At 60.6% G+C, this 25,737-nt stretch carries 22 protein-coding genes and 3 tRNA genes; 22 read left to right on the forward strand and 3 right to left on the reverse strand.

The window, feature by feature from the left end; genetic code table 11:
* Nucleotides 1-10 precede the first annotated feature (10 nt).
* The 6 genes from thrC to ACMXX3_RS00900 all read left to right on the forward strand — a co-directional run bounded on the left by thrC (nucleotide 11) and on the right by ACMXX3_RS00900 (nucleotide 4,875).
* On the forward strand, nucleotides 11-1,438 hold the full coding sequence (thrC, locus tag ACMXX3_RS00875; RefSeq protein WP_421082933.1) for a threonine synthase: 1,428 nt from the start codon (nucleotides 11-13) through the stop codon (nucleotides 1,436-1,438).
* A gap of 192 nt (nucleotides 1,439-1,630) precedes the next feature.
* A complete protein-coding gene (locus ACMXX3_RS00880) occupies nucleotides 1,631-1,891 on the forward strand; it encodes a type II toxin-antitoxin system RelB/DinJ family antitoxin (RefSeq protein ID WP_083091292.1) in 261 nt (86 codons plus the stop codon).
* Entirely contained in the window at nucleotides 1,881-2,162 is a 282-nt protein-coding gene (locus ACMXX3_RS00885; RefSeq protein ID WP_421082934.1) for a type II toxin-antitoxin system YafQ family toxin, read from the forward strand. Before ACMXX3_RS00880 ends, ACMXX3_RS00885 begins: the two co-directional genes overlap by 11 nt.
* 22 nt (nucleotides 2,163-2,184) lie before the next feature.
* Nucleotides 2,185-2,535 carry a hypothetical protein gene (locus ACMXX3_RS00890; protein ID WP_421082935.1) on the forward strand — a complete coding sequence of 117 codons (351 nt, stop codon included), beginning with the start codon at nucleotides 2,185-2,187 and terminating at the stop codon, nucleotides 2,533-2,535.
* Nucleotides 2,536-2,600: 65 nt separating this feature from the next.
* Complete coding sequence (locus ACMXX3_RS00895) at nucleotides 2,601-3,659, forward strand: 3-isopropylmalate dehydrogenase (protein WP_421082936.1); 1,059 nt, start codon at nucleotides 2,601-2,603, stop codon at nucleotides 3,657-3,659.
* Between the two features lie 118 nt (nucleotides 3,660-3,777).
* A complete protein-coding gene (locus ACMXX3_RS00900; RefSeq protein WP_421082937.1) occupies nucleotides 3,778-4,875 on the forward strand; it encodes a branched-chain amino acid aminotransferase in 1,098 nt (365 codons plus the stop codon).
* A gap of 74 nt (nucleotides 4,876-4,949) precedes the next feature.
* Here the strand turns inward: ACMXX3_RS00900 and ACMXX3_RS00905 are convergent, their stop codons facing one another.
* Nucleotides 4,950-6,641, reverse strand: a complete 1,692-nt coding sequence (locus ACMXX3_RS00905; protein WP_421082938.1) for an ATP-binding cassette domain-containing protein — start codon at nucleotides 6,639-6,641, stop codon at nucleotides 4,950-4,952.
* Between the two features lie 308 nt (nucleotides 6,642-6,949).
* Between ACMXX3_RS00905 and ACMXX3_RS00910 the strand changes: the two genes are divergently transcribed.
* From ACMXX3_RS00910 to ACMXX3_RS00940, 7 genes are all read left to right on the forward strand, one after another.
* Nucleotides 6,950-7,726, forward strand: coding sequence for a fumarylacetoacetate hydrolase family protein (locus tag ACMXX3_RS00910; RefSeq protein WP_421082939.1), 777 nt, complete (start codon nucleotides 6,950-6,952; stop codon nucleotides 7,724-7,726).
* Nucleotides 7,727-7,822: 96 nt separating this feature from the next.
* Nucleotides 7,823-9,337: a glutamate--tRNA ligase gene (gltX, locus tag ACMXX3_RS00915; protein ID WP_421082940.1), complete on the forward strand. Its 1,515-nt coding sequence runs from the start codon at nucleotides 7,823-7,825 to the stop codon at nucleotides 9,335-9,337.
* Between the two features lie 309 nt (nucleotides 9,338-9,646).
* Nucleotides 9,647-9,718: transfer RNA gene (locus ACMXX3_RS00920), tRNA-Gln, on the forward strand.
* 25 nt (nucleotides 9,719-9,743) lie between these two features.
* Nucleotides 9,744-9,816 (forward strand) — tRNA-Glu (locus tag ACMXX3_RS00925).
* A 214-nt stretch (nucleotides 9,817-10,030) separates the two neighbouring features.
* Nucleotides 10,031-10,103, forward strand: a tRNA-Glu gene (locus ACMXX3_RS00930).
* A 94-nt stretch (nucleotides 10,104-10,197) separates the two neighbouring features.
* Complete coding sequence (locus tag ACMXX3_RS00935; RefSeq protein ID WP_421082941.1) at nucleotides 10,198-12,045, forward strand: dynamin family protein; 1,848 nt, start codon at nucleotides 10,198-10,200, stop codon at nucleotides 12,043-12,045.
* A gap of 4 nt (nucleotides 12,046-12,049) precedes the next feature.
* On the forward strand, nucleotides 12,050-13,765 hold the full coding sequence (locus ACMXX3_RS00940) for a dynamin family protein (protein ID WP_421082942.1): 1,716 nt from the start codon (nucleotides 12,050-12,052) through the stop codon (nucleotides 13,763-13,765).
* A gap of 152 nt (nucleotides 13,766-13,917) precedes the next feature.
* Here ACMXX3_RS00940 and ACMXX3_RS00945 read toward each other — a convergent pair whose 3' ends face one another.
* On the reverse strand, nucleotides 13,918-14,634 hold the full coding sequence (locus ACMXX3_RS00945) for an IclR family transcriptional regulator (protein WP_237188095.1): 717 nt from the start codon (nucleotides 14,632-14,634) through the stop codon (nucleotides 13,918-13,920).
* Between the two features lie 198 nt (nucleotides 14,635-14,832).
* Between ACMXX3_RS00945 and leuC the strand changes: the two genes are divergently transcribed.
* From leuC to ACMXX3_RS00975, 6 genes are all read left to right on the forward strand, one after another.
* Complete coding sequence (gene leuC / locus ACMXX3_RS00950) at nucleotides 14,833-16,266, forward strand: 3-isopropylmalate dehydratase large subunit (RefSeq protein ID WP_421082943.1); 1,434 nt, start codon at nucleotides 14,833-14,835, stop codon at nucleotides 16,264-16,266.
* Nucleotides 16,267-16,293: 27 nt separating this feature from the next.
* Nucleotides 16,294-16,887 carry a 3-isopropylmalate dehydratase small subunit gene (gene leuD, locus ACMXX3_RS00955; protein WP_421082944.1) on the forward strand — a complete coding sequence of 198 codons (594 nt, stop codon included), beginning with the start codon at nucleotides 16,294-16,296 and terminating at the stop codon, nucleotides 16,885-16,887.
* 330 nt (nucleotides 16,888-17,217) lie between these two features.
* Entirely contained in the window at nucleotides 17,218-18,540 is a 1,323-nt protein-coding gene (gene murA / locus ACMXX3_RS00960) for a UDP-N-acetylglucosamine 1-carboxyvinyltransferase (protein ID WP_421082945.1), read from the forward strand.
* Nucleotides 18,541-18,542: 2 nt separating this feature from the next.
* Entirely contained in the window at nucleotides 18,543-19,316 is a 774-nt protein-coding gene (locus tag ACMXX3_RS00965; RefSeq protein ID WP_421082946.1) for a lysophospholipid acyltransferase family protein, read from the forward strand.
* 43 nt (nucleotides 19,317-19,359) lie between these two features.
* Nucleotides 19,360-20,445, forward strand: coding sequence for an NAD(P)H-dependent glycerol-3-phosphate dehydrogenase (locus tag ACMXX3_RS00970; RefSeq protein ID WP_421082947.1), 1,086 nt, complete (start codon nucleotides 19,360-19,362; stop codon nucleotides 20,443-20,445).
* A gap of 51 nt (nucleotides 20,446-20,496) precedes the next feature.
* Nucleotides 20,497-21,627, forward strand: a complete 1,131-nt coding sequence (locus ACMXX3_RS00975; RefSeq protein WP_421082948.1) for a D-alanine--D-alanine ligase family protein — start codon at nucleotides 20,497-20,499, stop codon at nucleotides 21,625-21,627.
* A gap of 92 nt (nucleotides 21,628-21,719) precedes the next feature.
* On the opposite strand, the gene ACMXX3_RS00980 is transcribed toward ACMXX3_RS00975, so the two are convergent.
* Entirely contained in the window at nucleotides 21,720-22,220 is a 501-nt protein-coding gene (locus ACMXX3_RS00980; RefSeq protein ID WP_421082949.1) for a DUF3515 domain-containing protein, read from the reverse strand.
* Nucleotides 22,221-22,437: 217 nt separating this feature from the next.
* Here ACMXX3_RS00980 and ACMXX3_RS00985 point away from each other — a divergent pair, with 217 nt between their 5' ends.
* From ACMXX3_RS00985 to ACMXX3_RS00995, 3 genes are read left to right on the forward strand one after another with little or no spacing between them, the layout of a single operon-like run.
* Nucleotides 22,438-23,706, forward strand: a complete 1,269-nt coding sequence (locus ACMXX3_RS00985; protein WP_421082950.1) for a hypothetical protein — start codon at nucleotides 22,438-22,440, stop codon at nucleotides 23,704-23,706.
* Between the two features lie 8 nt (nucleotides 23,707-23,714).
* The gene (gene thiL, locus ACMXX3_RS00990) at nucleotides 23,715-24,785 is read left to right on the forward strand and encodes a thiamine-phosphate kinase (protein WP_421082951.1); all 1,071 of its coding nucleotides are present in this window, start codon (nucleotides 23,715-23,717) and stop codon (nucleotides 24,783-24,785) included.
* Complete coding sequence (locus ACMXX3_RS00995) at nucleotides 24,766-25,737, forward strand: DAK2 domain-containing protein (protein ID WP_421082952.1); 972 nt, start codon at nucleotides 24,766-24,768, stop codon at nucleotides 25,735-25,737. Before thiL ends, ACMXX3_RS00995 begins: the two co-directional genes overlap by 20 nt.

Genomic DNA, 25,737 nt, shown 5'->3' on the forward strand with positions numbered 1-25,737 from the left:
TCTTGTACACATGCAGTACATCTCCACCCGCGACGCATCCAAGACTCCCGCCCGCTTCACCGATATCTTGCTCGGTGGCCTAGCCCCCGACGGCGGTCTCTACCTGCCCCAAACCTACCCCACTCTTGACGAGGCCACCCTCACCCGCTGGCGAACCGTCCTGGCAGAAGAAGGCTACGCAGCACTGGCAGCAGAGGTGCTCCAGCTCTTCATCGACGACATTCCTGCCGACGATATCAAGGCCATGACCGCCCGGGCTTACTCCTACCCCAAGTTTGCCTCCGAAGAAATTGTGCCGGTCACTGAACTGGAACCCGGTATTCTGATCGGCCACCTGTCCGAAGGCCCCACCGCCGCCTTCAAGGACATGGCGATGCAGCTGCTGGGCGAACTCTTTGAGTACGAACTGGGCCGCCGGGGCGAGACTCTCAATATTGTGGGTGCGACCTCGGGCGATACCGGCTCATCTGCCGAGTACGCTATGCGCGGCCGCCCCGGTATCAAGGTCTTCATGCTGACCCCGGCTGGCCGCATGACCCCCTTCCAGCAGGCCCAGATGTTCGGCCTGGATGATGAAAACATCTTCAACGTCGCCCTCGACGGCGTCTTTGACGACTGCCAGGACGTCGTCAAGGCTATCTCTGCTGACGCCACCTTTAAGGCTGAGAAGCGCATTGGCGCGGTCAACTCCATCAACTGGGCCCGCCTGATGGCTCAGATCGTCTACTATGTTTCATCCTGGATTCGCGCGACCGAAACCAACGACCAGAAGGTTTCCTTCTGTGTACCCACCGGTAACTTCGGTGATATTTGCGCCGGTCATATCGCCCGCCAGATGGGCTTGCCAATCGACCGCCTGATTGTGGCCACCAACGAGAACGATGTGCTGGATGAATTCTTCCGTACCGGCGACTACCGGGTGCGTTCATCGGCTGATACCTACGAGACTTCCAGCCCCTCCATGGACATCTCCCGGGCCTCAAACTTTGAGCGCTTTGTCTTTGACCTGCTGGGCCGCGACGCCGAGCGAACCGCTGAGCTGTTTGGCCAAAAGGTGCGCCAGGGCGGATTCTCCCTGACCGATGACCCGGCCTTTGCCGAAGCTGCTGAGCGCTACGGTTTTGCCTCGGGCCGGTCCACCCACTCCGACCGCGTCGCCACCATTCGCGATGCCCACGAGCGCCTGGGCGTGCTGCTTGACCCCCACACCGCCGACGGTGTTAAGGTAGCCCGCGACTGGGCTGGCCAGATTGAGACCCCCATTATCTGCCTAGAAACTGCCCTGCCGGTTAAGTTCGCTGAAACCATCCTCGAAGCGACCGGCGCTGAGCCAACCATTCCCGAGCGCTTTGCTGGCATCATGGAAGCCGACCGCCATGTCATTGACCTGCCCAACGACGTTGAGGCTGTCAAGGAGCTGATCGAGAAGAACCTCTAACCGTTCGCTTACCTCTGATAGAACCACATGTCTTGTCATAACCCCAGGTCAAACTCTGGGGCTGATGACAAGGCATGTGGTTTCTTGTTGCTGGGATGTTCGAACGCATGAATTTCTCGGCAAAAGTCTTGAAATGATAGATTCACGCGAGTATGGTGCAAATGTAATGACACTGTTATAACAGGAGCACTCATGGCTGATGCAACAATTTCCTTCCGCACCGATAGCGCCACTAAAGAAGAGGTGCGAAAACTCTACAGCGACCTTGGCCTCGACCTCAGCACTGCACTGAATATGTTCCTCAAACAGTCGCTCGTTGATAACGGTCTGCCTTTTACTCCGCACCGCGAGAACCCTCTCAATGTACGAGCACGTCAGGAAGCTGAGCAGCGGCACGGGAAAACCTTCACATCGGTTGAGGCTCTCATGGCTGATTTGACTGATGCTGACTAAAATCCACCGAACCAGCCAGTTCAAAAGAGATGCCAAAGCACTCTTTCGAAAGCACTACAAGCCCGAAAAGCTCGCCACGGCTGTTGAAGCGCTTTTAGCTGAAGACCGAGACGTGCTTTCCACTAAATACAAGGATCATGCGCTCAAAGGGAACTGGAAGGGCTACCGGGAACTACACATTGAAGGCGACTGGTTACTGATCTATAAGGTAGAACGAGAAGAACTACTTCTGGTCCTAACCCGCACAGGCAGTCATGACGCACTCTTCTGACGTGTTGTTTTATAGTGTGGCTATGGAACAAGAAAAAGAGTTCTTTGCGGCGGTGCTGCGCCTGGCCCAGCCCCAAACCCCAAGCGACCGTGAACCGAATACAGCAGAACGTGAGGCAGCAATTGCTGCCCTTGAAGAAGCTCAGATTGAGCAGATCTGCGACTGCGGCACCTGCCTCACCTACAACCTGCTTTACCCGGGCGAGCCCATCAATCGGGACCTGCCGCGCACCTACCTATCCGTAGGTACCCAGGGCGGGGACGCGCTCGTCCTCGCCCATCTGGCTGGTGGCAGGCTTACCACTCTAGAAGTAGCCCCCACCGGCAATAAACCGGTAGAGGCACTGCCGGCTACCGGCGACCTCACACCCTAATTCAATATATGAAACTACCAGTCAAAATATGGGCAAAGCTGCGCTCGCAGGACTAGCCTTTAAACATGACTGAAAACAGCTCCATCAACCTGGCCGTCATCCCCGGCGACGGCATTGGCCCCGAAGTAGTAGCCCAAGCCCACCGCGTCCTCACCCGCGCCGCCGAACTCGAGAACATCACCGTCACCTCCACCGAATACCCCCTCGGTGCAGAACACTGGCTAGCCACCGGTCAGACCCTCACCGACGAGACAAAGACCGCCCTGGCCAAGCACGATGCCATCCTTTTTGGTGCAGTGGGCGCCGACCCGCGCTCCTCCGCCGTGCCCAGCGGCCTGATCGAACGAGAAATCCTGCTCAACCTGCGCTTCTCCTTCGACCACTACATCAACCTGCGCCCCTCGCGTCTCTTCCCCGGCGCTGTTTCACCCCTGACCAACCCCGGTGAGATTGACTTCGTCGTCGTCCGTGAAGGCACCGAAGGCCCCTACGCCGGTAACGGCGGTGTGCTACGAGCCGGTACCGACGCTGAAATCGCTACCGAAGTCTCGGTCAATACCGCCTACGGTATCGAACGCCTGGTGCGTTACGCCTTCGACCTGGCCGCCAGCCGCGAGAAGAAAAAGCTGACCCTGATTCACAAGACCAACGTGCTGGTCAACGCCGGTGCCCTCTACACCCGAATCTTCAACAAGGTCGCTGAAGAATACCCCCAGGTCACCACCGACTACCTGCACATTGATGCAGCCACCATTTTCTTCACCACCGACCCCGCCCGCTTCGATGTGATTGTCACCGATAACCTCTTTGGCGACATCCTTACCGACCAGGCAGGCGCTATCACCGGCGGCATCGGTTACGCCGCCTGCGGCAACATCAACGCTGACGGCACCTTCCCCTCCATGTTTGAACCCGTCCACGGCTCAGCCCCTGACATTGCCGGGCAGAACAAGGCCAACCCGACCGCGACCGTCCTGGCAGCTGCCATGCTCTTGCGCCACCTGGGCCACGAGTCTTCAGCCGCCCGGATTGAGCAGGCCGTAGAAGCAGACCTGGCCGCCAACCCCGGGGCGACCCGCTCAACCGACGAAATCGGTGACGCTATCCTGGCCCAACTCGGCTAATTCCTCAGAACCCCACCGGCCCTCCCGTTGGGGTTCTTACGTTAGCTAGATAACACAAGCAAACCTAGCTGGGGTAATCTTAAGATGACCCCAAGATTTACAGAAGCGAAGGACACCCATGTCACTCGAATTCACTATCAACCGCAACCCCAACCCCACCAGTGCCGAACGACGCGCCGAGATCCTCGCCAACCCCGGCTTCGGTAACTACTTCACCGACCACATGGTGCGCATTGACTGGCGCGGCACCCACACCGACGGCGGCGAATGGATTAATGCCCAGGTCCTGCCCTACGGCCCCCTGACCCTGGACCCGGCGGCCTCCGTCTTCCACTACGGCCAGGAAATCTTTGAGGGCATCAAAGCTTACCGCCAAGCGGACGGCTCCATCACCACCTTCCGCCCCGAAGAGAACGCCTCCCGTCTGAATAAGTCAGCAGACCGCCTGGTGCTGCCCAACCTGCCCGAAGAACTCTTCGTTGAGGCTATCCGTCAGCTGGTCACTATCGATGCCGACTGGGTGCCCAGCGGTGACGGTGAATCTCTCTACCTGCGCCCCTTCATGATTGCCACCGAGGCTTTCCTGGGCATCCGCCCGGCCCACGAGGTTTCTTTCTTCATCATTGCGTCCCCTGCCGGTAACTACTTCGGCACCCCCAAGCCCGTTGATATTTGGCTTTCCACCACTTACGCCCGCGCTGGTGTGGGCGGCACCGGCGAAGCCAAGTGCGGCGGCAACTATGCAGCCTCCCTGGCAGCCCAGCTGGAGGGTGAGGCCAACGGTTGTAAGCAGGTCATCTTCAAGGATCCCAACCGCGATGACGCCATTGAAGAGCTCGGCGGCATGAATGTCTTCTTCGTTTACAAGGACGGACGGATCGTCACCCCCGAGCTGACCGGCACTATTCTGCGCGGTGTGACCCGTAAGTCCATCATCAAGCTGGCTGAGGACCGCGGCCACACCGTGGAGGAACGCAAGATCACCCTGAGCGAGTGGCGCGAGGGCGTTGCAAGCGGTGAGATTACCGAGATTTTCGCCTGCGGTACTGCTGCTGTGATTACTCCCGTGGGTAAGCTTAAGGCCGCTGACTTTGAGATCCCTTCGGCTTCTGGTGAGGACGGCGGCGAGGTCACCATGGCCCTGCGCGAGGAGCTGGTTGGTATTCAGACCGGCAAGGTTGAGGACCGCTTCGGCTGGAACGTCAAGCTGGTCTAGCCCCTCGGGTAGGTACCATCTAAATTAGAAAAACCCACCAACTAGGTGGGTTTTTCTAGTTTAAATGGTCTTTTCTAATGGTGCTTGGGGAGCGTTATGACGTCCGTCAGACCTAACTGTGCACAAAAGGCTTCGTCGTGGCTGACGACCAGGAGGGCCCCCTCATAGGAGGCAAGCGCCTGGATTAGCCAGTCCACCGAGGCCATATCGAGGTTGTTGGTGGGCTCATCGAGAATCAGCAGCTGGGGTGCCGGGCTGGCCAAGAGGACGGTTGCTAGGGCCACGCGGAATCGCTCACCGCCGGAGAGTACTCCCACGGGCAGGTGCACCCGTTCCCGGCGGAAGAGCAGTCGGGCTAGGTCGTCGCGCACCTGCTGTTCGGTCAGCGTCGGGTTGGCGTCCATGACCAGCTGCAGCATGCTTTGGTCCTGGGGGAGGGCCAGCCGTTGGGGCAGGTAGCCGGTGTTCGCTACCCGGTAGTCGCAGGTGTAGTGGGCGGTGTCGGCTGCCTGGGCTTCTCCCATAATTGCCCTCAGAAGGGTGCTCTTACCTGACCCGTTAGCCCCGGTCAGCCGCAGGCGCTCTGGGCCCTTGACAATCAGCCGCTCAGGCAGGGGAGTAGCCGCTGCCGCCCCGTCACCCGCCTGCTCCTGCTCACCCTGGTGGGGGCTGGCGTCCGCACCGGTGCCCTGCCGTAGGGTTAGCTCCAGCACCCTCTTACCTGCTGGCACCAGGGTGCCTGGCAGGTCAAGATAGATGGCCTGGTCCTCGCGGATATCCCGTTCCCGGGCCTTCCGGGTTGCAGTAGCAGCGTCAAGTCTGCCCTTGTGGGTCTGCCGAACCTTTGCGGCTGACCGCTGGGCTGAGGAAGCTGCCAGCCCCATCGACATACGCGAGCCCCGCCGGTGAGCCTGGGCGGTCGCCCCAGCCCGGGCTGCGCGGGCCAGCTTGGTTTCTGCCTCGATACGCTCCCGGTTTTCCTGCTGCTCAACCTGCTTGGCCTCGCGCAGGTGGCGGGCGGCAGCGTCCTGCTCTATGTCAATAGCCTGCCGGTAGGCGCTGTAGTTACCGGTGAAAAAGCGCAGGGTTCCCTGTCTGAGTTCCAGCACTTCATCGACCCGCTCGAGCAGGTCGCGGTCGTGACTGACCACGAGCACGGGGCAGGGCAGAGTATCTAGGAGTCGGTAGAGAGTAGCGCGGGCGTCGGCGTCGAGGTTGTTGGTGGGCTCATCCAATAGTAGGACGCCGGGGCGGGTGGCAACTAGGGCTGTGAGGGCTGCGGTGACGGCCTCGCCACCTGAGAGTGTGCCGACGGTACGCCGCATGAGGGCGTGGGCGTCGGTAGTGGTTAGGGCGGGGGAGAAGCCGGACGCGGCCAGGGTAGCCTGGGCTTGCTCGGCGGAGTCCCAGTTATCACCGATTCGCTCGTAGAGCTCTTCTGAGTAGTCGCCGGCTTCTAGCACGGTGAGGGCGTCGAGGATGTCGGTGATAGCGAAGAGGTCGGCGATGGTGGTCTGCGGGGTGAGTCCTAAATCCTGGGGCAGGTAGGCCACGGTACCGGGCCGGCTAATGCTGCCACTCGTTGGTTTTAGGGTGCCAGCTAGAAGCTTGAGCAGGGTTGATTTGCCGGAGCCGTTATCGCCAATGAGAGCTGTAACCGGGGCACTGACAGCGCCGGTGAGGTTTTCAAAGCAGGGGGTGCCGTCGGGCCAGATTAGGCTGAGGCTGTTAAAAGAAAGGTGAGGTTCGGGTACGGAAATAGGCATGAGGGTGCGATCCATTCAGCGTCAAAGAGGTGAACTGCTGAAAACCGCGGTGAGGGGTTTCAGCGTGGTCTAGAGAGCTGCTGAAAAATCCACTGGGGGAGCCTTCCGTAGGGAACAAGAACTGGTGCTTACTGTAGGACAGCGGGGCGCACGCTGTCAACGACTTCTAAAATTCAGCCAGTGCTGCCGCTTTTTGCGAATGGAGCAGAAAAGTGACGGTTGTATCTATTGAGATGAGGGAATTTGAGAGGAATCTGGTCCCTACAAAAAGCGGTTAACCTTGTGCTCAAGTCCGGTAGTCTAGAACCATGCGCATTGCCCGATTTACTGTAGACGATACCCTGCACTTTGGCCTGGTTGAAGGGGAATCCGGCGAGGAGACCGTTACCGTTCTCTCCGGCGACCCCTTCTACACCGGCATTAACCCCACCGACAAGCGATACCCCCTAGCGGACGTCCGCCTGCTTGCCCCCATCATTCCCCGCTCCAAGGTCATTGGTGTGGCCCGCAACTGGCGCGACCACGCCAGCGAACTGGGCAACGAAACCCCCACCACCCCCCAGTTCTTCTTCAAGCCCAACACCTCAGTCATCGGCCCCGGCGACCCCATCGCCCTGCCCGAATGGTCAGACAACGTCTCCTTCGAAGGTGAGCTCGCCGTCGTCATCGGCCGTATCGCCAAGTCCGTGCCCCTAGACCGCGTGCCCGAAGTTATCTACGGCTTCACCGTCGCCAACGACCTGACCGCCCGCGACACCCAAAAAACCGATATCCAGTGGGCCCGGGCCAAGGGCTTCGACGGCGCCTGCCCCCTCGGCCCCTGGATCGAAACTGAACTCGATACCGACGACCTGGCCATCCAAACCTGGGTGGACGGCGACCTCAAACAGGACGGCACCACCGCCGACATGGTCTTCTCCGTCGCCGAACTCGTCGCCGCAGCCAGTGAATACTTCACCCTGCTGCCCGGTGATGTGATCCTCACCGGCACCCCCGCAGGGGTAGGACGCCTGAGCGCAGGTAACGAGGTCGAGATTGAGGTAGAGGGCGTCGGCTCCCTGATCAACACCGTCCGCGCTGAGTAAACATCCTCCCTCAGCAAAGTTCCGCGCCGGAGAAAAGCGGCGAGTAAACTAGAACCCACCACCAGCTTTCAAGAAGAAAGGGATGTGCCAACATCCATGAGTGATTACGCTCTGAAACTTAACGACCCCAGCGAAACCCGCGTCCGCTTCTGCCCCTCACCCACCGGCACCCCGCACGTGGGCATGGTGCGTACCGCCCTCTTCAACTGGGCCTATGCCAAGCACACCGGCGGCACCATGGTCTTCCGCATCGAAGATACCGACGCTGCCCGCGACTCCGAAGAATCCTTCAACCAGGTGCTCGAATCCCTGCAGTGGCTGGGCATCAACTGGGACGAAGGCGTCGGCGTCGGCGGCCCTCACGAGCCCTACCGCCAGTCAGAACGTATGGACATCTACGCTGAGGTTGTAGAGAAGCTCAAGGCCGGCGGGTTCGTCTACGAAGACTTCTCCACCCCTGAAGAGGTTGAAGAGCGTCACAAGGCCAAGGGCGAAGACCCCAAGCTGGGCTACGACAACTTTGACCGGAACCTGACTGAAGAGCAGAAGGCCGCCTACCGGGCCGAGGGCCGCCAGCCCGTCCTGCGCCTGCGCATGCCCGATGAAGACATCACCTTCCACGACCTGGTGCGCGGTGACATCACCTTCAAGGCCGGTTCTGTACCCGACTTCGTGGTCGTCCGCGCCAACGGCAAGCCCCTCTACACCCTGGTCAACCCCGTGGACGACGCCCTGATGGGCATCACCCATGTGCTGCGCGGTGAAGACCTGCTTTCCTCAACCCCCCGCCAGATTGCCCTCTACCGGGCCCTGGTTGAGGTGGGAGTCACCAGCTTCATCCCCGAATTCGGCCACCTGCCCTACGTCATGGGCCAGGGCAACAAGAAGCTTTCTAAGCGCGACCCCGAATCCAGCCTCTACAACCTGCTGGATGCCGGCTTCATCAAGGAGGGCCTGCTCAACTACCTCTCCCTGCTGGGCTGGTCCCTCTCCCACGACGAAGATATCTTCACCATGGACCAGATGGTGGCTGCCTTCGATATCAAGGACGTTCTGGCCAACCCCGCCCGCTTTGACGTCAAGAAGGCTGAGGCTATCAACGGCACCCACATCCGCCTGTTGGAAGCAGAGGACTTCCGTAACCGCCTGGTTCCCTTCCTGCACAAGGCCGATTTGGTCTCTGCCGAGAGCTTTGAGCAGCTGACCGAGCGTGAGCAGGCTATTCTGACTGAGGCAGCGCCCCTGGTACAAGAGCGCATGCAGCTTCTGGGGGAGGCCCCCGGCCTGCTGGGCTTCCTCTTCACCGCAGATGAGAACATTGAGGTTGCTGAGGACGCCGCCAAGCAGCTTAAGGAATCAGCACCGGCAGTTCTGGATGCGGCTATCACCGCAGTCGAGGGCCTGACCGATTTCACCGCTGCAACTATCGAAGCTGCCCTGCGCGAAGCTATCGTTGATGGACTGGAAATCAAGCCCCGCCTGGCCTTCGGCCCGGTCCGTACCGCTATGAGCGGTCAGCGTATCTCACCGCCTCTCTTTGAATCCATGGAGATTCTCGGTAAGGATTCCTCCCTGGCCCGCCTGAAGAAGCTGCGCGCTTCCCTGGCCTAAAAAATATCGAGGTTTAGCTCACGCCCCGCCCCGTTTCCCTGTCTTCAGCAGAGGAGCGGGGCGGTGCTTTCTTCCTACCAGCTGCGGCTGAAAGGAGTAGTTGAGGACGCCTGTAGCGGCTTTTTCAAGAATTTTTGCAAAAATTTTCACGGCAAAAACCCCGAAAAATCAAGGTAAACCCTAGAGGGCCAGGCTAAATGTGAGCCAGCTCTACAGGTTTCAAGTTGCACGGGGGTGAAAGCTGGTATAGAGTTATTACTCGTTGCGGCGATGACTTCCGACAGGAAATCAGACCGGAGCAAATAATAATGGGATATGGTGTAATTGGCAACACTACGGTTTCTGGTACCGTCATTCTAGGTTCGAGTCCTGGTATCCCAGCGAACATCTTGAGTCAAGATGTTGCGGCCCCATCGTATAGCGGCCTAGTACTCCGCCCTCTCACGGCGGCAACACCGGTTCAAATCCGGTTGGGGTCACAGGCTAAAATCCCTCGCTTCTATGGAAGCGGGGGATTTTTTCATACCCTATAATGCAGTCGGTCTAAATCTAACCCCTACCTTCGTCCGAACCGGGTAGCGCTTGATGAAAACTGGGGTAGTGCAGATTACACATGCTCAATTTGCCTGTAGGTGAATCCCGTGTGTATAGTTTTATCTGTTGCCGGAAACGGTAACAACTCGAAAGAGTTTCGGCCCCATCGTATAGCGGCCTAGTACTCCGCCCTCTCACGGCGGCAACACCGGTTCAAATCCGGTTGGGGTCACAGGCTAAAAAGTCCCCTACTTCACACAGAAGTAGGGGACTTTTTCTTTGCCTGAATCCAGGCCCTTGGGCAGAGCCGTGCGAGAATAATAAGTGTGCACAATACTTCAATCACTCACACCCTCACAGCTGTGCGCGACGCCCGCAACACCATCGCGTCCGCCCGTTTCCCCCTGACCACAGGCAGTGCTGACAAAGCCCAGAACCTGGCAGGAACCATCGTCACCCAGCTCGATGATTACATCCTGCCCAAACTAGCAACCCTGGATGCCCCCCTCACCGTCGTTGTGGGCGGCTCCACCGGCGCCGGTAAATCAACCCTGGTCAATACCCTCATGGGGGAGCCGGTCACCCGATCAGGTGCGATCCGCCCCACCACCCGCCAGCCCGTCCTGCTGCACCGCCCTGAAGACGCCGAAGCCTTCACCCCAGAGCGTATCTTGCCCAACCTGGTCCGGGTGCCGGTTGCCCCGGGGGAGGCCCTGCCCGGGGCCAACCCCCACACCGGTCAGGACGAGTTGGTGACCGTCCCTGTGGACTCCCTACCTGCAGGTATCGCCCTCATTGACGCCCCCGACTTTGACTCTGTCTCAGATGAAAACCGCCGCCTGGCCCAGCAGCTTCTTCGGGCGGCCGACCTCTGGCTCTTCGTCACCACGGCCAACCGCTACGCAGACGCTGTACCCTGGGAAATCTTGCGTCAGGCAGCAGCCCGTGACATCACCATCGCCGTGGTGCTCAACCGCGTGCCCGAAGGGGCCGAGGACGAAATTGAAGCTGACCTGACCCGGATGCTCACCGAGGCCGGTATCACCCCGGCCCTGATTCACTCCGTCACCGAACAAGAGCGGGACGAGCGGGGCCTGCTGCCCTCAGCTGCCCTCCTGCCCCTGATTTTCTGGCTGCGCTCCCTGGGCGCTGACGCGGACGCCCGCTCCCAGATTGCCCGAAGGACTCTGGAAGGGGCGGTACGGTCAGTAGCCCAGCAAGCCTCCCAGCTGGTTGAGGCTGCAGAGGATCAGGAGCAGGCAGAGAACCGCCTCAGGGCCGATGTGGAGTCTGCCTTCACCCAGGCTCTTGAAAACCTCACGGTGGCTACCCAGGACGGGCAGATGCTCCGCGGCGAGGTTCTCTCCCGCTGGCAGGATTTCGTAGGGACCGGAGAGTTCTTCCGCCAGGTCGAAACCACTATTGGCAAGGTCCGGGACCGGGTGGCCGGTTTCTTCCGGGGCACCCCGCCCACCCGTGCCGTTGAGGTTGAACAGGCCCTGGAAATCGGCCTGCACTCGATCATCATGGAAGAGGCCGCTTCCGCTGCTGAAACAGCCCAGCGCCGCTGGCTGGACGACCAGGCAGGCAGGGCCCTGCTGGGCGGACGAGATATTGCCTCCCTCGGGGAGGGCTTCTCAGAGGAAGTGGCCGAATCGATCCGGGCCTGGCAACAGGACGTCATGGACATCATTTCGGCTGAAGGAGCCGGTAAACGCCAAAAGGCCCGGTTTATGTCACTAGGTGTCAACGCTATGGCCCTGATCTTGATGGTTGCGGTCTTCTCGATGACCGGCGGACTCACCGGCCTAGAGGTCGGTATCGCTGGTGGTTCAGGCGTGGTCGGCCAGAAGCTACTGGAAGCTATTTTCGGCGAGGACGCCGTGCGCCGCATGGCAGCCGGGGCCCGAAGCCGTCTGGAGGCCCGTATGCAGGAGCTACTGGAAAGCCAGAAACAGCGCTTTACTGCCCTGCTTGACGGGGCTGTAGACCCTGACGCGGCGGCCCCCACCCCAGCTGATCTGAAGCTGGCAGCCGAAACTTTCAGCGCAGCCTCCCAGGGCCTAGCTACCGGCCTCAGTACCCCCGTACCCTCAGCCCCTGATTCTGGCGCTGACCAAACCGCCACTGGCCCGTCCGTCCCCACCGAAAATCCCGAAACCACCGAAAGCTAAACCCGTGAGCTCACCTGAGAACAACCCCACTACTACAGCTCTAGCAGCCCGGGTTGAAGCCCTAGAAACTGCCCTAGAACTTGGAGAGGGCCGTATTGATCCGGCTATCTCCCGCGAGGCCTGGGCCGTCCTGGACCGGGCAGCTGCCCGCCGAGAACTCTCCGCCGAACACACCGTCATCGGCTTCTTCGGGGCAACCGGTTCGGGCAAGTCAACCCTTTTCAACGCCGTGGTCGGCAAGGAGATCGCCAAGAGCGCCGCCCGCCGCCCCACCACCTCCACCGCCCAGGCCGCAATCTGGGGTAAGGACGGGGTCGAACCCCTACTGGACTGGCTGGGAGTAGAAAACCGCACCTATATGGACGAAGACCCCGCCCAGGCAGCAGAGGCCCTCAATCGCGCCGACGTGCCGGTGACCGTGGGCATGTGGAATAAAATCCGCCGTTCGGTGGGAGCCGGAAAGACCGAACAGGCTACCGGCGGGCTCGTCCTGCTCGACCTGCCTGACTTCGATTCTGTAGAGGCCTCCAACCGGGCGATCGTGGAGAAAATGGCCCAGTGCGTAGACGTTCTAGTCTGGGTCATGGACCCCCAAAAATACGCGGACGCAGTCATCCACCAGGACTTCATCCAGCCCCTCGCCGCCCACGGCGCCGTGACCCTGGCCGTCCTGAACCAGATAGACCGACTGGACGAAGCCGAGGTGCCGGGCGTGCTCGATTCCCTCAAGCTCCTTTTAGCCAAGGACGGGCTGACCAGCACCCTCATGGCTGACCCCCTGGGAGTCTCAGCCAAGACCGGCCACAATATCCCCCGGCTGAGGGAGGTATTGGGCCAGGTGGCTGTCGCCAAGAGCGCAGCTGTTGCCCGTATCGATGCCGACCTGGCTGGCGTTAGAACCGCACTCTCTACCCAGGACGGCGGGGGAGAGCCGGCCGGTATCACCGCCACCGCTACCACCGCACTTGAGGACGGGGTCTATGCTGCCTCCGGGGCAGAAGCCCTGGTCAAGGCTGCGGCAGACTCCTATAAGCTCCATGCAGCCTCATCGACCGGCTGGATTGCAACCCGCTGGCTGCTCAAAATCAAACGGGACCCCCTCAAACGCTTAGGCCTCCACAAGGACCATGACGGGGCCCCCATTTCTAAATCCTCCCTGCCCCCGCTAGGTGCCCCTCAAAAGGCTGCCCTGAGCACTTCTATCCGTACCTATGCTGCGGCTGTCAGTGCCGGGGTGGGGGAGCCGTGGAGCCACTCGATTAGGGAGGCTGCCCGCACCTTTGAGGACTCCCTGCCGGTTGAAATTGAACGGGCAGCGGCAACCGTCCACTACGATGCCCAGAAAAAGCGTTGGTGGTGGCACCTGCTGAACATCCTGCAGTGGCTTGCCCTGGGGGCAGCCCTGGTTGGCCTCTTGTGGCTCACAGCCCTGGCTTTGGCTGGTTACTTCCAGATTATCCTGCCTGAGCCGCCGACGGTTGAGGGCTTCCCCCTGCCTGTGCCGACCCTGCTGGTGGTCACCGGCTTGCTCCTGGGAGTTGTGGTGGCGGGGCTGGGTCGGGCCTTTGCGGCAGCGGGCCACCGCCTGTACGCTAAGGGCATTCGCAAGCAGCTGGAAACCAACATGGGTGAGGTAGCTGCCCGGTGTATTGCTGAGCCGGTTGCTGATGAACTGGCCCGCCTTGATGACTACCGCCGGGCTCTGAACCAGGCCCGCTAGGGTAGTTGGGCAAACAGAAATCCCCACCGAGGACGTCCTCGGTGGGGATTTTTGTCGCACGTTTGGATTTGGACCAGCTTTAGCTCAAAAACCTGGTTCTAGCTACCTACAAGTGGGGTAAAGCTGGTCCAAAGGTGGGGGAGGGCGCAGGGTTAGCTGCGCAGGGCCTCGGTGAGGGCAGCGGCAGCCTCACACACCACTTCAGCATGCAGACGGCCGGGCTGGCGGGTTAGGCGTTCGATAGGCCCAGAGATAGACACCGCAGCAATCACCTTGCCGGAGGGGGAGCGCACCGGCGCTGAGACGGAGGCGGTGCCACGCTCACGTTCGCCCACGGACTGGGCCCAGCCCCTGCGGCGGACAGCAGCAAGCATGGTGGCTGAGAAGCGGGCATTATGCAGGCCCTCGACCAGGCGGGCATGGTCCTCCCAGGCGGTCAGGACCTGGGCTGCTGAACCGGCCTTCATAGACAGCTGGGTGCCCACCGGAATGGTGTCACGCAGGCCGATAGGACGTTCAGCTGATGCAACACAAACCCGCCAGTCACCTTGGCGGCGGAAAATCTGGGAGGACTCACCGGTTGCATTGCGCAGGTTGTTGAGGACAGGGCCGGCGGCTGCGATGAGGCGGTCTTCGCCGGCTGCGCTAGAGAGTTCGCCCAGGCGGGGGCCGAGCATGAAGCGGCCCTGGACGTCCCGGGCTACGAGGCGGTGGTGGGTCAGGGCTACTGCGAGGCGGTGGGCGGTAGGACGGGCGAGGCCGGTGGCTTCAACAAGCTGGGAGAGGGTCGCGGGGCCAGCTTCGAGGCAGTCAAGGATGTGCGCGGCTTTGTCGAGGACGCCGACGCCTGAGCTGCGGGTATCTTGCATGGTGAAAACTTTCGCCTGGTGTGGGGCCAATAGGGGCCGGTGGGTGCGGTGCTGAGGGGCCTTTCGGGTGTGAAAGACCAGAGCATTCTGGATTGTGTCCTCCTACTATAATGACTTCTCATATTCTGATATGCAAGTTCAGTTATTGGAAACTTTTGGGTGGTCGCGTCAAACTGGTTAATGCATCACAAGAAATCTATGGAGGACTCAATGGCTGGTATTACCGACCATACCCCGCGAACTCTGGCTGAAAAGGTCTGGGAGGCGCACACTGTAGTGCCCGGCACCGACGGCAAGCCCGACCTGCTCTACATCGACCTGCACCTGGTCCACGAAGTCACCTCGCCCCAGGCCTTTGAGGGTCTGCGTCTTGAAGGACGGCCCCTGCGTCGGCTTGACCTCACCATCGCAACTGAGGACCACAACACCCCCACCGAGAACATTTTCTCCACCATCGCTGATCTGACCTCCCGCACCCAGATCGAAACCCTGCGCAAGAACGCCGAGGAATTCGGCGTCCGTATCCACTCCCTGGGTGATAAGGAACAGGGCATCGTGCACGTCGTGGGCCCCCAGCTGGGCCTGACGATGCCCGGCATGACCGTGGTGTGCGGCGACTCCCATACCTCAACCCACGGCGCTTTTGGCGCCCTGGCCTTCGGCATTGGAACCTCTGAGGTGGAACACGTCATGGCCACCCAGACCCTGCCCCTGGCCCCCTTCAAGACCATGGCGATTAACGTCGAAGGTACCCTCAAGCCCGGGGTCACCGCTAAGGACATCATCCTGGCTGTTATCGCGGAAATCGGCACCGGCGGTGGCCAGGGCTACGTCCTGGAATACCGGGGTTCTGCCATCCGCGCCCTCTCCATGGAAGGCCGGATGACTATCTGCAACATGTCCATCGAAGCAGGTGCCCGCGCCGGTATGGTCGCCCCCGACCAGACCACCTTTGACTACGTCAAGGGTCGCCCCCACGCCCCCACCGGCGAGAACTGGGACGCTGCTGTTGAATACTGGAAGACCCTGCCCACTGATGAGGGAGCAACCTTCGATCGGGAGGTCTTCATCAACGCCGACGAGCTAGAACCCTTCGTCACCTGGGGCACCAACCCCGGCCAGGGCGTCCCCCTCTCCCAGGCCGTTCCCTTCCCCGAAGACTTTGAGGACGAGAACGAGCAGAAGGCCGCCTCCCGCGCCCTGGAATACATGGACCTGACCGCAGGCACTCCCATGAAGGACATCCCCGTGGACGTCGTCTTCCTGGGTTCTTGCACTAACTCCCGGATCGAAGATCTCCGCGCAGCTGCTGAGATTGTCAAGGGCCAGAAGATGGCCGAGGGTGTCCGTATGATGGTCGTGCCCGGGTCCCAGAAGGTGCGTGCCCAGGCTGAAGAAGAGGGGCTGGATCAGATTTTTAAGGACTTCGGTGCTGACTGGCGTTTTGCTGGCTGCTCCATGTGCCTGGGGATGAACCCCGACCAGCTGGCCCCCGGTGAGCGCTGTGCCTCAACCTCCAACCGTAACTTTGAAGGACGCCAGGGCAAGGGTGGCCGCACCCACCTGGTCTCCCCGCTGGTTGCCGCCGCTACCGCTATCCGCGGTACCCTCTCCTCACCGGCTGATCTCTAAGCACCTGCCTGACCCAAAGGATTTCTCATGGAACCTATTAAAAAACACACCGGCATTGGGGTGCCCCTGCGTGCCTCGAACGTCGATACCGACCAGATTATCCCCGCCGTCTATCTGAAGCGCGTCACCAAGACCGGCTTTGACGACGCCCTGTTTGCTGGCTGGCGGAAGGACGAAAACTTCATCCTCAACCAGGAACCCTACAAGCAGGGGACCGTCCTGGTGGCTGGCCCCGATTTTGGTACCGGCTCCTCCCGTGAACACGCGGTCTGGGCGTTGAAAGACTACGGCTTCCGTGTTGTGATTTCAGCCCGTTTCGCTGATATCTTCCGCGGTAACTCCGGCAAGCAGGGCCTGGTCGCCGCCCAGGTTGATCAAGACAACATTGAACTGATCTGGAAGCAGCTGGAGACCGAACCTGGCACCGAGATCACCGTTGACCTGGAAGAAAAGACTGTCACCGTCGGTGCTTTGACTGTGCCCTTCCAGATTGATGATTACGTCCGTTGGCGCCTGATGGAAGGCTTGGACGACATCGGCCTGACCCTCCAGCACGAAGAGGCGATTACTGCCTACGAAGCAAAGCGCCCCGCCTGGCTACCCCGCACCCAGGAACTGTAAACCACCTGGAGGGCTAGGCCCTCCACTGCGTATCACCCCAAGGACGCCCCTGCCCAGCGCGGGGGCGTCCTTTCAACTTCAGGGGGTGGCAGATATGGCTAAGAACACGAAGCCTACAGCACCCTTAGCTCATGAGTGGGGTAGAGTTATTTACCAGATAATTTTTCCTCTGTTCACCTGACCGGCAGGCCCACCAGCTTGCTGATTCACCTGTCTGAGACAGGGCACCTGCTGGGGCTTTGTGCCGGTGGGCTGTGATGGGTTCTGAGAGGGCGTCCTGCCGGGTAAAATAAACCGGTAAGGCAAAATTCTTATTGAGATTGGATATACATGGTCAGCGCACTGCGTATTGAAGGTGGCACCCCCCTGAAGGGCGAAGTTAACGTCCGTGGTGCCAAGAACCTGGTTCCTAAGGCCATGGTGGCCGCCCTCCTGGGATCTGGCCCTTCTGTGCTCCGCAACGTCCCCCAAATTAAGGACGTGCAGGTTGTCACCGACCTGGTCGAACTCCACGGGGTTTCCGTTGACTACGATATGGAAGCTGGCGAGCTCCGCATGGACCCCTCAAAGGTGTCCGTAGCAAATCACACCGATATTGAGGTGCATGCTGGCGACTCCCGTATTCCGATTCTTCTCTGTGGGCCCCTGCTGCACACCATCGGTGAAGCCTTTATTCCCGACCTGGGCGGCTGCAAGATTGGTGACCGCCCCATCAACTGGCACCTGCGTGTGCTGGAAAAGTTTGGTGCCAAGATCGAGAAGCTGCCCACCGGTATCTCCATGAAGGCCCCCGTAGGAGGTCTGCAGGGTGCCCAGATTAACCTGGTATACCCCTCCGTTGGCGCTACCGAGCAGGTGCTGCTGGCTGCCTCCCGGGCTAAGGGCAAGACCGAACTGACCGGCGCTGCCATCGAGCCTGAAATCATGGACCTCATCGCTATCTTGCAGAAGATGGGCGCCATCATCACTGTCGAAACCGACCGCCAGATCATCATCGAAGGTGTCGACGAGCTGACCGGCTTCAACCACGTTGCTATGCCCGACCGCAACGAATCAGCCTCCTGGGCCTCTGCAGCCCTGGCTACCGGCGGCGATATCTTCGTACGTAACGCCAACCAGAAGGATCTTTCTACCTTCATCAACGTCTACCGGAAGCTTGGCGGCGGCCTAGACATTACCGACGAAGGTATCCGTTTCTTCCACCAGGGTGGCGACCTCAACCCCCTCTTTGTTGAAACCAACGTCCACCCCGGCTTCATGACCGACTGGCAGCAGCCCCTCGTTGTTGCTATGACCCAGGCTAAGGGCGTCTCTGTCGTCCACGAAACTGTGTACGAAAACCGCTTTGGCTTCACCGACGCCCTGGTACGTATGGGCGCAACCGTGCAGTTGCACAAGGACTGCCTGGGCCCCACCCCCTGCCGCTTCGGCCACCAGAACTTCAAGCACTCAGCCATCATCACCGGTAAGACCCCCCTGCGCGGGGCCGATATCAACGTGCCTGACCTGCGCGGAGGCTTCTCCCACGTGATCGCTGCCCTGGCCGCTGAAGGCACCTCAAACGTCACCGGCGTTTCCGTGATCTCCCGCGGCTACGAGCACTTTGTTGATAAGCTCACCGCCCTGGGGGCAAACTTCGAGGTTACTGCTTAGCCATGAGCGGTAAGGGCACCTCTTTAGCAGATATTAAGCCCACCCAGGCCGGCGACCGGGTTTACCGGATCGCCGGTACCCTGTTGCGGCCCCTCTATAACCTGCCGATGCGGACTGAAATTATTGGAAGCGAAAAACTTCCCCAGGCAGGTGGCTTCATCGTCGTCTCTAACCATGTGACCGTGGTTGATCCGATTACGGTGGCCTACCCCCTCTTCCTCAAGGGGATTTTGCCCAGGTTCCTGGCCAAGGAATCCCTGTTCCGGGTTCCCCTCCTGGGCTGGCTGATGCGTCAATGCGCCCACATTCCGGTCGCACGAGGATCTGCCAGGGCAGGTCAGTCTCTTGAGGTTGCCCGCTCCGTCTTAGAAGGTGGGGGAGCTGTCATTATTTTCCCTGAAGGTACCCTGACAGCAGACCCTGACCTGTGGCCTATGACCGGAAAAACCGGTGCTGCCCGTCTTGCCCTCCAAACCGGTGCCCCGGTTTACCCTGTGGCTCACTGGGGGGACCAGGACTTCTGGCCCTCCGACGGTAAGCCCCGTTTCAGTCTGAAACGGAAGCCCGTCAAAATTGTGGTGGGGGACCCCCTGGATTTCAGCGATGTGGTCGCCGGCAAGGCTGGTGATGAAAAACCCTCCGCCGAAGACCTGGCAGCTGTAACCAACCGGATGCTCGATGAAGTTACCCACCTTTTGGAGGGCCTGCGCGGTGAGAAAGCTCCTGCAGGCCGCTGGAATGCGGTGCTCAACGTCCGCCAGGCACCCACCGAGTAAGCCACCTCTGCTTGCCCATCTGCTCAAATAACCGGGAGGTTCTGTGACAGTTTCTCATCACGCCAAGGTTGCCGTCCTCGGCGCTGGTAGCTGGGGTACCACTTTCGCTAAGGTCCTTGCGGACGCGGCCAGGGCGGCCGGAAGCGACCGGCAGATTATGCTCTGGGGCCGCAACCCCGACACCATGGCCGCCATGCAGCAAACTCGCATGAACCAGGCCTACTTTCCGGGTATTGAACTACCCGAAAACCTCACCATGACCTCCGATGTCAAGGAAGCCCTGACCGGGGCAACTTGCGTAGTTCTAGCTATTCCGGCCCAGGTTTTGCGAACCCAACTGCAGCAGATGGCCCCGCTACTAGAACCTGAGGCGATTCTGGTCTCCCTGGCCAAGGGCCTGGAAATGGGAACCGGAATGCGGATGAGCCAGGTGATCGTCGAAGTACTTCAAGATCATCTGATTGTCAGTGGCGCCAGCCCGGAAACTGTTGAGGCTGTACCCCACCGGGTGACCGTCCTGTCAGGCCCCAACCTGGCCAAGGAAATTATCGTCGAGCAACCCACCACCAGCGTCGTAGCAGCGACAACCGAAGAGGTCGCCCAGCAGGTAGCCTCCCTCTGTGCGGCTGGCTACTTCCGCCCCTACACCAACACCGATATTGTCGGCGTTGAAATTGGTGGGCTGGTCAAGAACATTATCGCCCTGTGTGTGGGTATGTGTGAGGGGAAGCAGTACGGGGATAACTCCAAGGCATCCGTGATGACCCGGGGCCTGGCTGAAACCACCCGTCTGGCCCTCGCCCTAGGGGGTAAGCGGGAGACCATGAGCGGTCTTGCCGGAATGGGGGACTTGATTGCTACCTGCTCATCACCCCTGTCCCGCAACCACACAGCAGGCCGGCTCCTGGCCGAGGGTATAGCTCCTGACCAGCTCCACACCGTGATGACTCAGACCGCTGAATCCATTAAGTCAGCCCCTGTCGTTGCAGAACTAGCCCACAGGGTGGGGATTGAAATGCCCATTACCGAAGCTGTTGTGGCTGTCCTCAACCACAGTATCTCTGTTGAGGAACTGGCCCCGGCCCTGCTGGGCAGATCTCTCAAATCAGAAGACCATAAACACGACTAGATTCTTACGTTCCGGCCGTACCCCGGCCCCAAGCAGCAAGACCCCACAAGGATGATGAACCAAACCAGCCCCAAGCCGACCGTTGCCCTGCTCTGTGGAGGGCGCTCGTCCGAACACTCAATCTCCCTGATTACCGCCCGAGGAGTGCTGGGCGCTATCGACCACGACAAGTACAATGTGGTCACCATCGGTATCACCCGGGATGGCCGCTGGTACCTTACCGACGAAGCTGCCCTCAATGCCCTTCTCGATGCCCAGGCCCTAGCAGACTTCCCTGCTGAGGGGAAGCAGGTTTTCCTGCCCCTCGGCGGCGGGGATAACCGGTTGCGCCTGATTGATAGCGCTGATGAGACGAAGGTTGAAATGGGCCCGGCCATTGACGTAGTTTTCCCCCTGCTGCACGGTCCCTTTGGCGAGGACGGAACCGTTCAGGGCCTGCTTGAAATGGCAGACCTTAAATATGTTGGCTGTGGCGTTGCCTCTTCAGCTATTGGCATGGACAAGCACTTTATGAAGGTTGCTTTTGAGGCCGCTGGTCTGGACGTTGGCCCCTACGAGGTGGTAACCCACCGCCAGTGGGTGCTGGATCAGGCTGATGCCCGCAAGCGGATTGAGAAGCTGGGCTTCCCCGTCTTTGTGAAGCCTGCCCGCGCCGGTTCCTCCTTCGGCATCACCAAGGTGGATTCAGCTGACCAGCTGGATGCTGCTATCGCTGAGGCCCACCGGTTTGATCCTAAGCTCGTGATTGAAGCCGGTATCCTGGGCCGGGAAATTGAGTGCGCTGTGCTCGATGGCCACCGCTCTGAGCTACCCCGGGCTTCTTACCCCGGCGAAATTGTAGTGGTGGACGAAGACCACGGCTTCTATGATTTCGACGCCAAATACGTCTCAAAGACCTCAGCTGAGACCCGGTGCCCCGCTGACCTGCCTGCGGAGGTTGCAGACCGGATGCGCTCCCTTGCCGTTGAGGCTTTTCTTGCCGTGGACGGTGAGGGACTGTGCCGGGCCGACTTCTTCTACACGCAGGACGGCCGCGTGGTCATCAATGAAGTAAATACGATGCCCGGTTTCACCCCCATTTCGATGTATAAGACCATGTGGGAGAATACCGGACTGCCCTATGGCCAGCTGATTGATGAACTGATTTCGCTAGCCCTGGAACGCCCCCTGGGCCTGCGCTGACCGGGCGAGCACCAAAAAATCCCCACCCCCTCTAGGGGTGGGGATTGCTGTATCTCCTGGAGGTAAGACCTGAGGCCAGGGGGAGGACGGGACTAGGAGCCGCTGCCACCCTCTATGTTGGTGAGGGTGTCGTCCAGGTTAGTGCAGGCTGTTTGCTGGGGAATCTGGGCAACAGCGGATGAAACCTCAGCCAGAACTGTGGACGATGAAACCCTATCGGCATCAAAGGTGATTTGGATGGCCGGGGTGCGACCGAAAGTATTAGCGACCCAGGTGCCCGTTGCCGTCTGTTCAGCTTCTGCTGCCAGGTCTTCGTCGGTAGGTTTGACGATCCAATCCACCCCATTGACCGATACACAGGCGTCTGCCACCGGGGCATTACCTAGGTCAACCCCGCATTTGAGTATGACCGCGGACGGATCCCCCCAGGCTGTTGTTGCTTGGGCTGTGGTTTCGCGGCGGTCGAGCCCGCTGACGGTCTCGGGCATAGCTACCATGGCGTAGGCACAGGTGGGGTTAGCTGCATCGGGGGCAGGTTGGAGATTAACTGCCCCGGGGCCGCAGGCTGTCAGGGCCAGGAAGCCTAAGAGCATGGGGAGGAGCTTTTTGCTGGGTCGTTTCACCTGCCCATTGTAACCCTAAAAGGACGCAGGCAGGTGGGGCAGTTTGAGGGGGAGAGCTGGTCGGAGGCCAGCTTATTCGGTAGGCTGGTGACACGTTAGACCTGGCGTACAGCCGGGTAGAGGATACGTTCAACCTGATGGCAGGCGGGTGAGATTAGCCCACCTGTTGGGGGAGGAGGACTGGCCCATGCCAGCAATCAACAAGCAGAGCCTCATGGTCGGTGCCCTGGTCGCCGGTGCGGCCTGTCTCCCCGGGGTCGTGCTCTCCCACAGCAATAGTGCAGGTGCGGCCCCCCTCGTCCTTGCCACAGGCACCATTAGCCCGAGTGCAACAGAAATTGCATCTGAGGGCCCGACAGGGCAACCAACGGGTGAGCCCACTGGTGATCCGTCAGGAGATCCTAGCGAAGAACCAACTGTTGATCCTTCTACTGAGCCGTCTGAGGAGCCCACCGGCGAACCGACCAGTGACCCTTCTGCTGGTCCTTCCTCAGAACCCTCAGATCAGCCAACGGAAGTACCGACACCTGAGCCCTCACCTGCCCCAACCGGTGAACCTACCTCGGAGCCCTCCGAAGAGCCGTCAGCAGGTACCACCGATGACCCAACCCCGGAACCTACAGCTGAAGCATCCAGCGAACCAACACCGGAACCCACCGCTGACCCCTCTGATCCCGGGGTTGAACCCGAAGAGCCTCAACCGACTGCTGAACCAACAGAAGCCCCGCCTCTCGAACCAGCACCGAGTCCAGAGCCGACCCCTGAACCGGATCCGACAAGTTCCCAAGAATCTTTACCTGACCCCCAGCCCACTGCTACCCCCACTGACCCGGGGCAGGGCGGGGGAGCCCAGCCCACCGCACCCAGTGAGGATAGCCAGATTGATGGGGCAGGGGCCGCTTACCAAGACCCAGCCCAACCAGCAGATCCCAACCAGCAGGTAACACCCCAACCCAACCCGTCAGCTGATTCACCAGTGGCTGCCCCCAACCAGCAGCTACCCCGTGAGACGAGCACCGGTTCGTCCGATAGACCAGCAAGTCAGCGGGGCAACGAACTTGCCGGTGTCGTTGCCAGAGCTGAATCACCTGAAGCAGGTGATTCTGAGTCAAACGAACGAGATAGGACCCAGGCTACCCAATCCTCCCTCGGCCGACTCGCTGAATCCCAGCAGACCTTTGATGGAACCCCCGAATGGGTGGAAGGGTTTTTGAACGCGTCCAACCAGACCCGATCATCAGGTAACTCCGTCAATTCCAACCAGGCAGCAGGCGTCCTTGGGGCTGAAGAACAGGAAGCCGCCGGACAACTGGCGGGTCAGGGGAATGTCTTCCAAAGGGGGCTTGCCATCATGGGCGGCGTCAAACCCCTGATGATTTTTACGTCCCTGGCCATCATCGGTTTAGGTATCGTCTTTACCCATTTCATGTGGCGTAGCCGCTCGAACAAGATGTAGGAGTGACCGTGCTTGTTTCTGACGTGAGTGAGGGGCAGCTTCTGGCGGCCTTCCTACCCCTACTGCAGGCCCACAACGCCAAGGCCGAACAGGTAAGGTCCCAGGCCCTGAGGGTAGCTGCCCTCGATACCGGAACCACAGCTGGGGCCGGTCAGCTCGTCATAGGCCCCGGCGATGACGCTGCCGCCCTAGATTTGCGCTCGGGCCTGACCGTCATGAGCATTGACACCCAGACCGAGAACCAGGACTTCCGTCGCACCTGGGCCAGCGGTCACCAGACCGGCGGATACGAAGTCGGTTGGAAGGCCGCCACCCAGAACCTGGCTGATATTGCAGCCATGGGGGCCGTTCCGGTTTCCCTCCTGGTATCCCTCACCCTCACCCCCGACACGCCCGTCACCTGGGTTACCGATTTTGCCCGGGGGCTGACAGAATCTGCCCGGGCCCAGGGGGCTGTAACCTGCACAATCGCAGGCGGGGATCTGGGATCAGGATCAGAACTGTCAGTGACCGTGACCTCAATCGGACTCACCGCAGACCCGGTAACCCGCTCCGGGGCCCAGGCGGGGGACGTCCTGGTGCTAGCCGGTGCCCTGGGCACCGCAGCTGCCGGGCTGGCCCTGCTTGACTACCCCGCCCCCTATAGCAGCACCCCTGATACCGAAGCCTGCATTACAGCCCAACAGAAACCTATCTCCCCCCTACAACTAGGGGCTGCCCACGGCAACCAGCTCAATGCCATGCTGGATGTCTCCGACGGGCTGGTGCGAGATGCTGGCCGGATAGCTTCAGCCTCAAACGTCAGCATAAACATCGATTCGAAGGCCCTCGCCCCTTGGATCCACCGGGTTCTGCCTGTAGCTCAGGTGCTGGCACCGGGCCAGGAGGCCCAGACCCTAGCCCTGCGCTGGGTGCTCACCGGCGGTGAGGACCACGCCCTGCTGGCTACCTGCCCAGCCGGGCAGATTCCGCCTGGCTTTACTAGAATTGGTGAAGTAAGCACCGGTAGCGGTGTCACAGTTGATGGCCGTATCTATGAGGGGAAGGGCTGGGACCATTTTGAGTCAGATTCACACTGATTGGTGGCTGCGCTGGCTCCTGCAGTCTCGCACCCTCCTGCTTGAACACCGGGCCCTGCTCAACCGGATCAATGTTTTTCCCGTGGCAGATGCCGACACCGGCTCCAACATGGTCACCACCCTCGGCAGGGCCGCAGATACTGCCGGTATGGCTGATGAGCCGACCCTGACCATGGCCGCCCGCGCCGCCCTAAGAGCAGCACGGGGCAATTCCGGAACCCTACTTTCCGTCTGGCTCCTGGGCTTAGCCTCCACTTTGGCCCAGCAGCAGGACGGCCAGGCCCCCGCTCAGCTACCGGCAGTAGGGGAGCTGACCCCCGCCGTCCTGGCCCAAGCCCTCGGCCAGGCCGCAACAGAGGCCCGCTCGGCCCTGAGCCAACCGGCTGACGGCACCATGCTCACCCTCATGCAGGCTATCGGGCGTCAAGAGGCAACCCCCGGCTGGGAGCCCTACCTCACCGGCCTGCTCGCGGCATCTGAAAGCAGCCTGCGGGCCACCGCCCAGGCAAGTCACGCCCGCAACGGCTGGGTGGACTCAGGAGCCCTCGGCTTCCACCTGATCCTCACCTGCCTGGTCGCTGAACTGACAGGTACCCAACCCCCCTCAACTATCGGTGACCTACTGGCCGGGGCAGGGCCGTCCTCAACCGCTTCCTCCCTGGTGTCCCCCAGGCGCTCAGCCCCCCGTCGGGGACCAGCCCAGGTAGAAGTCATGTGCTCTATCCACCTTCCGGTCCTCGAAGCTGCCCAGCTACGCAGCGCCCTGGATACAATCGGGGACTCCGTCTCTATCGCCCAGATTGAAGCGGGGAACGAAGCGCTCTGGGCAGTTCATGTACATGTGGCCGACGCCCAGGACGCCCTGACCCTGCTCCAGGCAGCCGGTCAGCCCCAGGACATCCGCATCACCTCCCTCAACTCTCCCGACCATACCCACGGAATAGAGGAATAA

This window comes from Rothia nasimurium, assembly GCF_049068285.1.
GTDB lineage: Bacteria > Actinomycetota > Actinomycetes > Actinomycetales > Micrococcaceae > Rothia > Rothia nasimurium_I.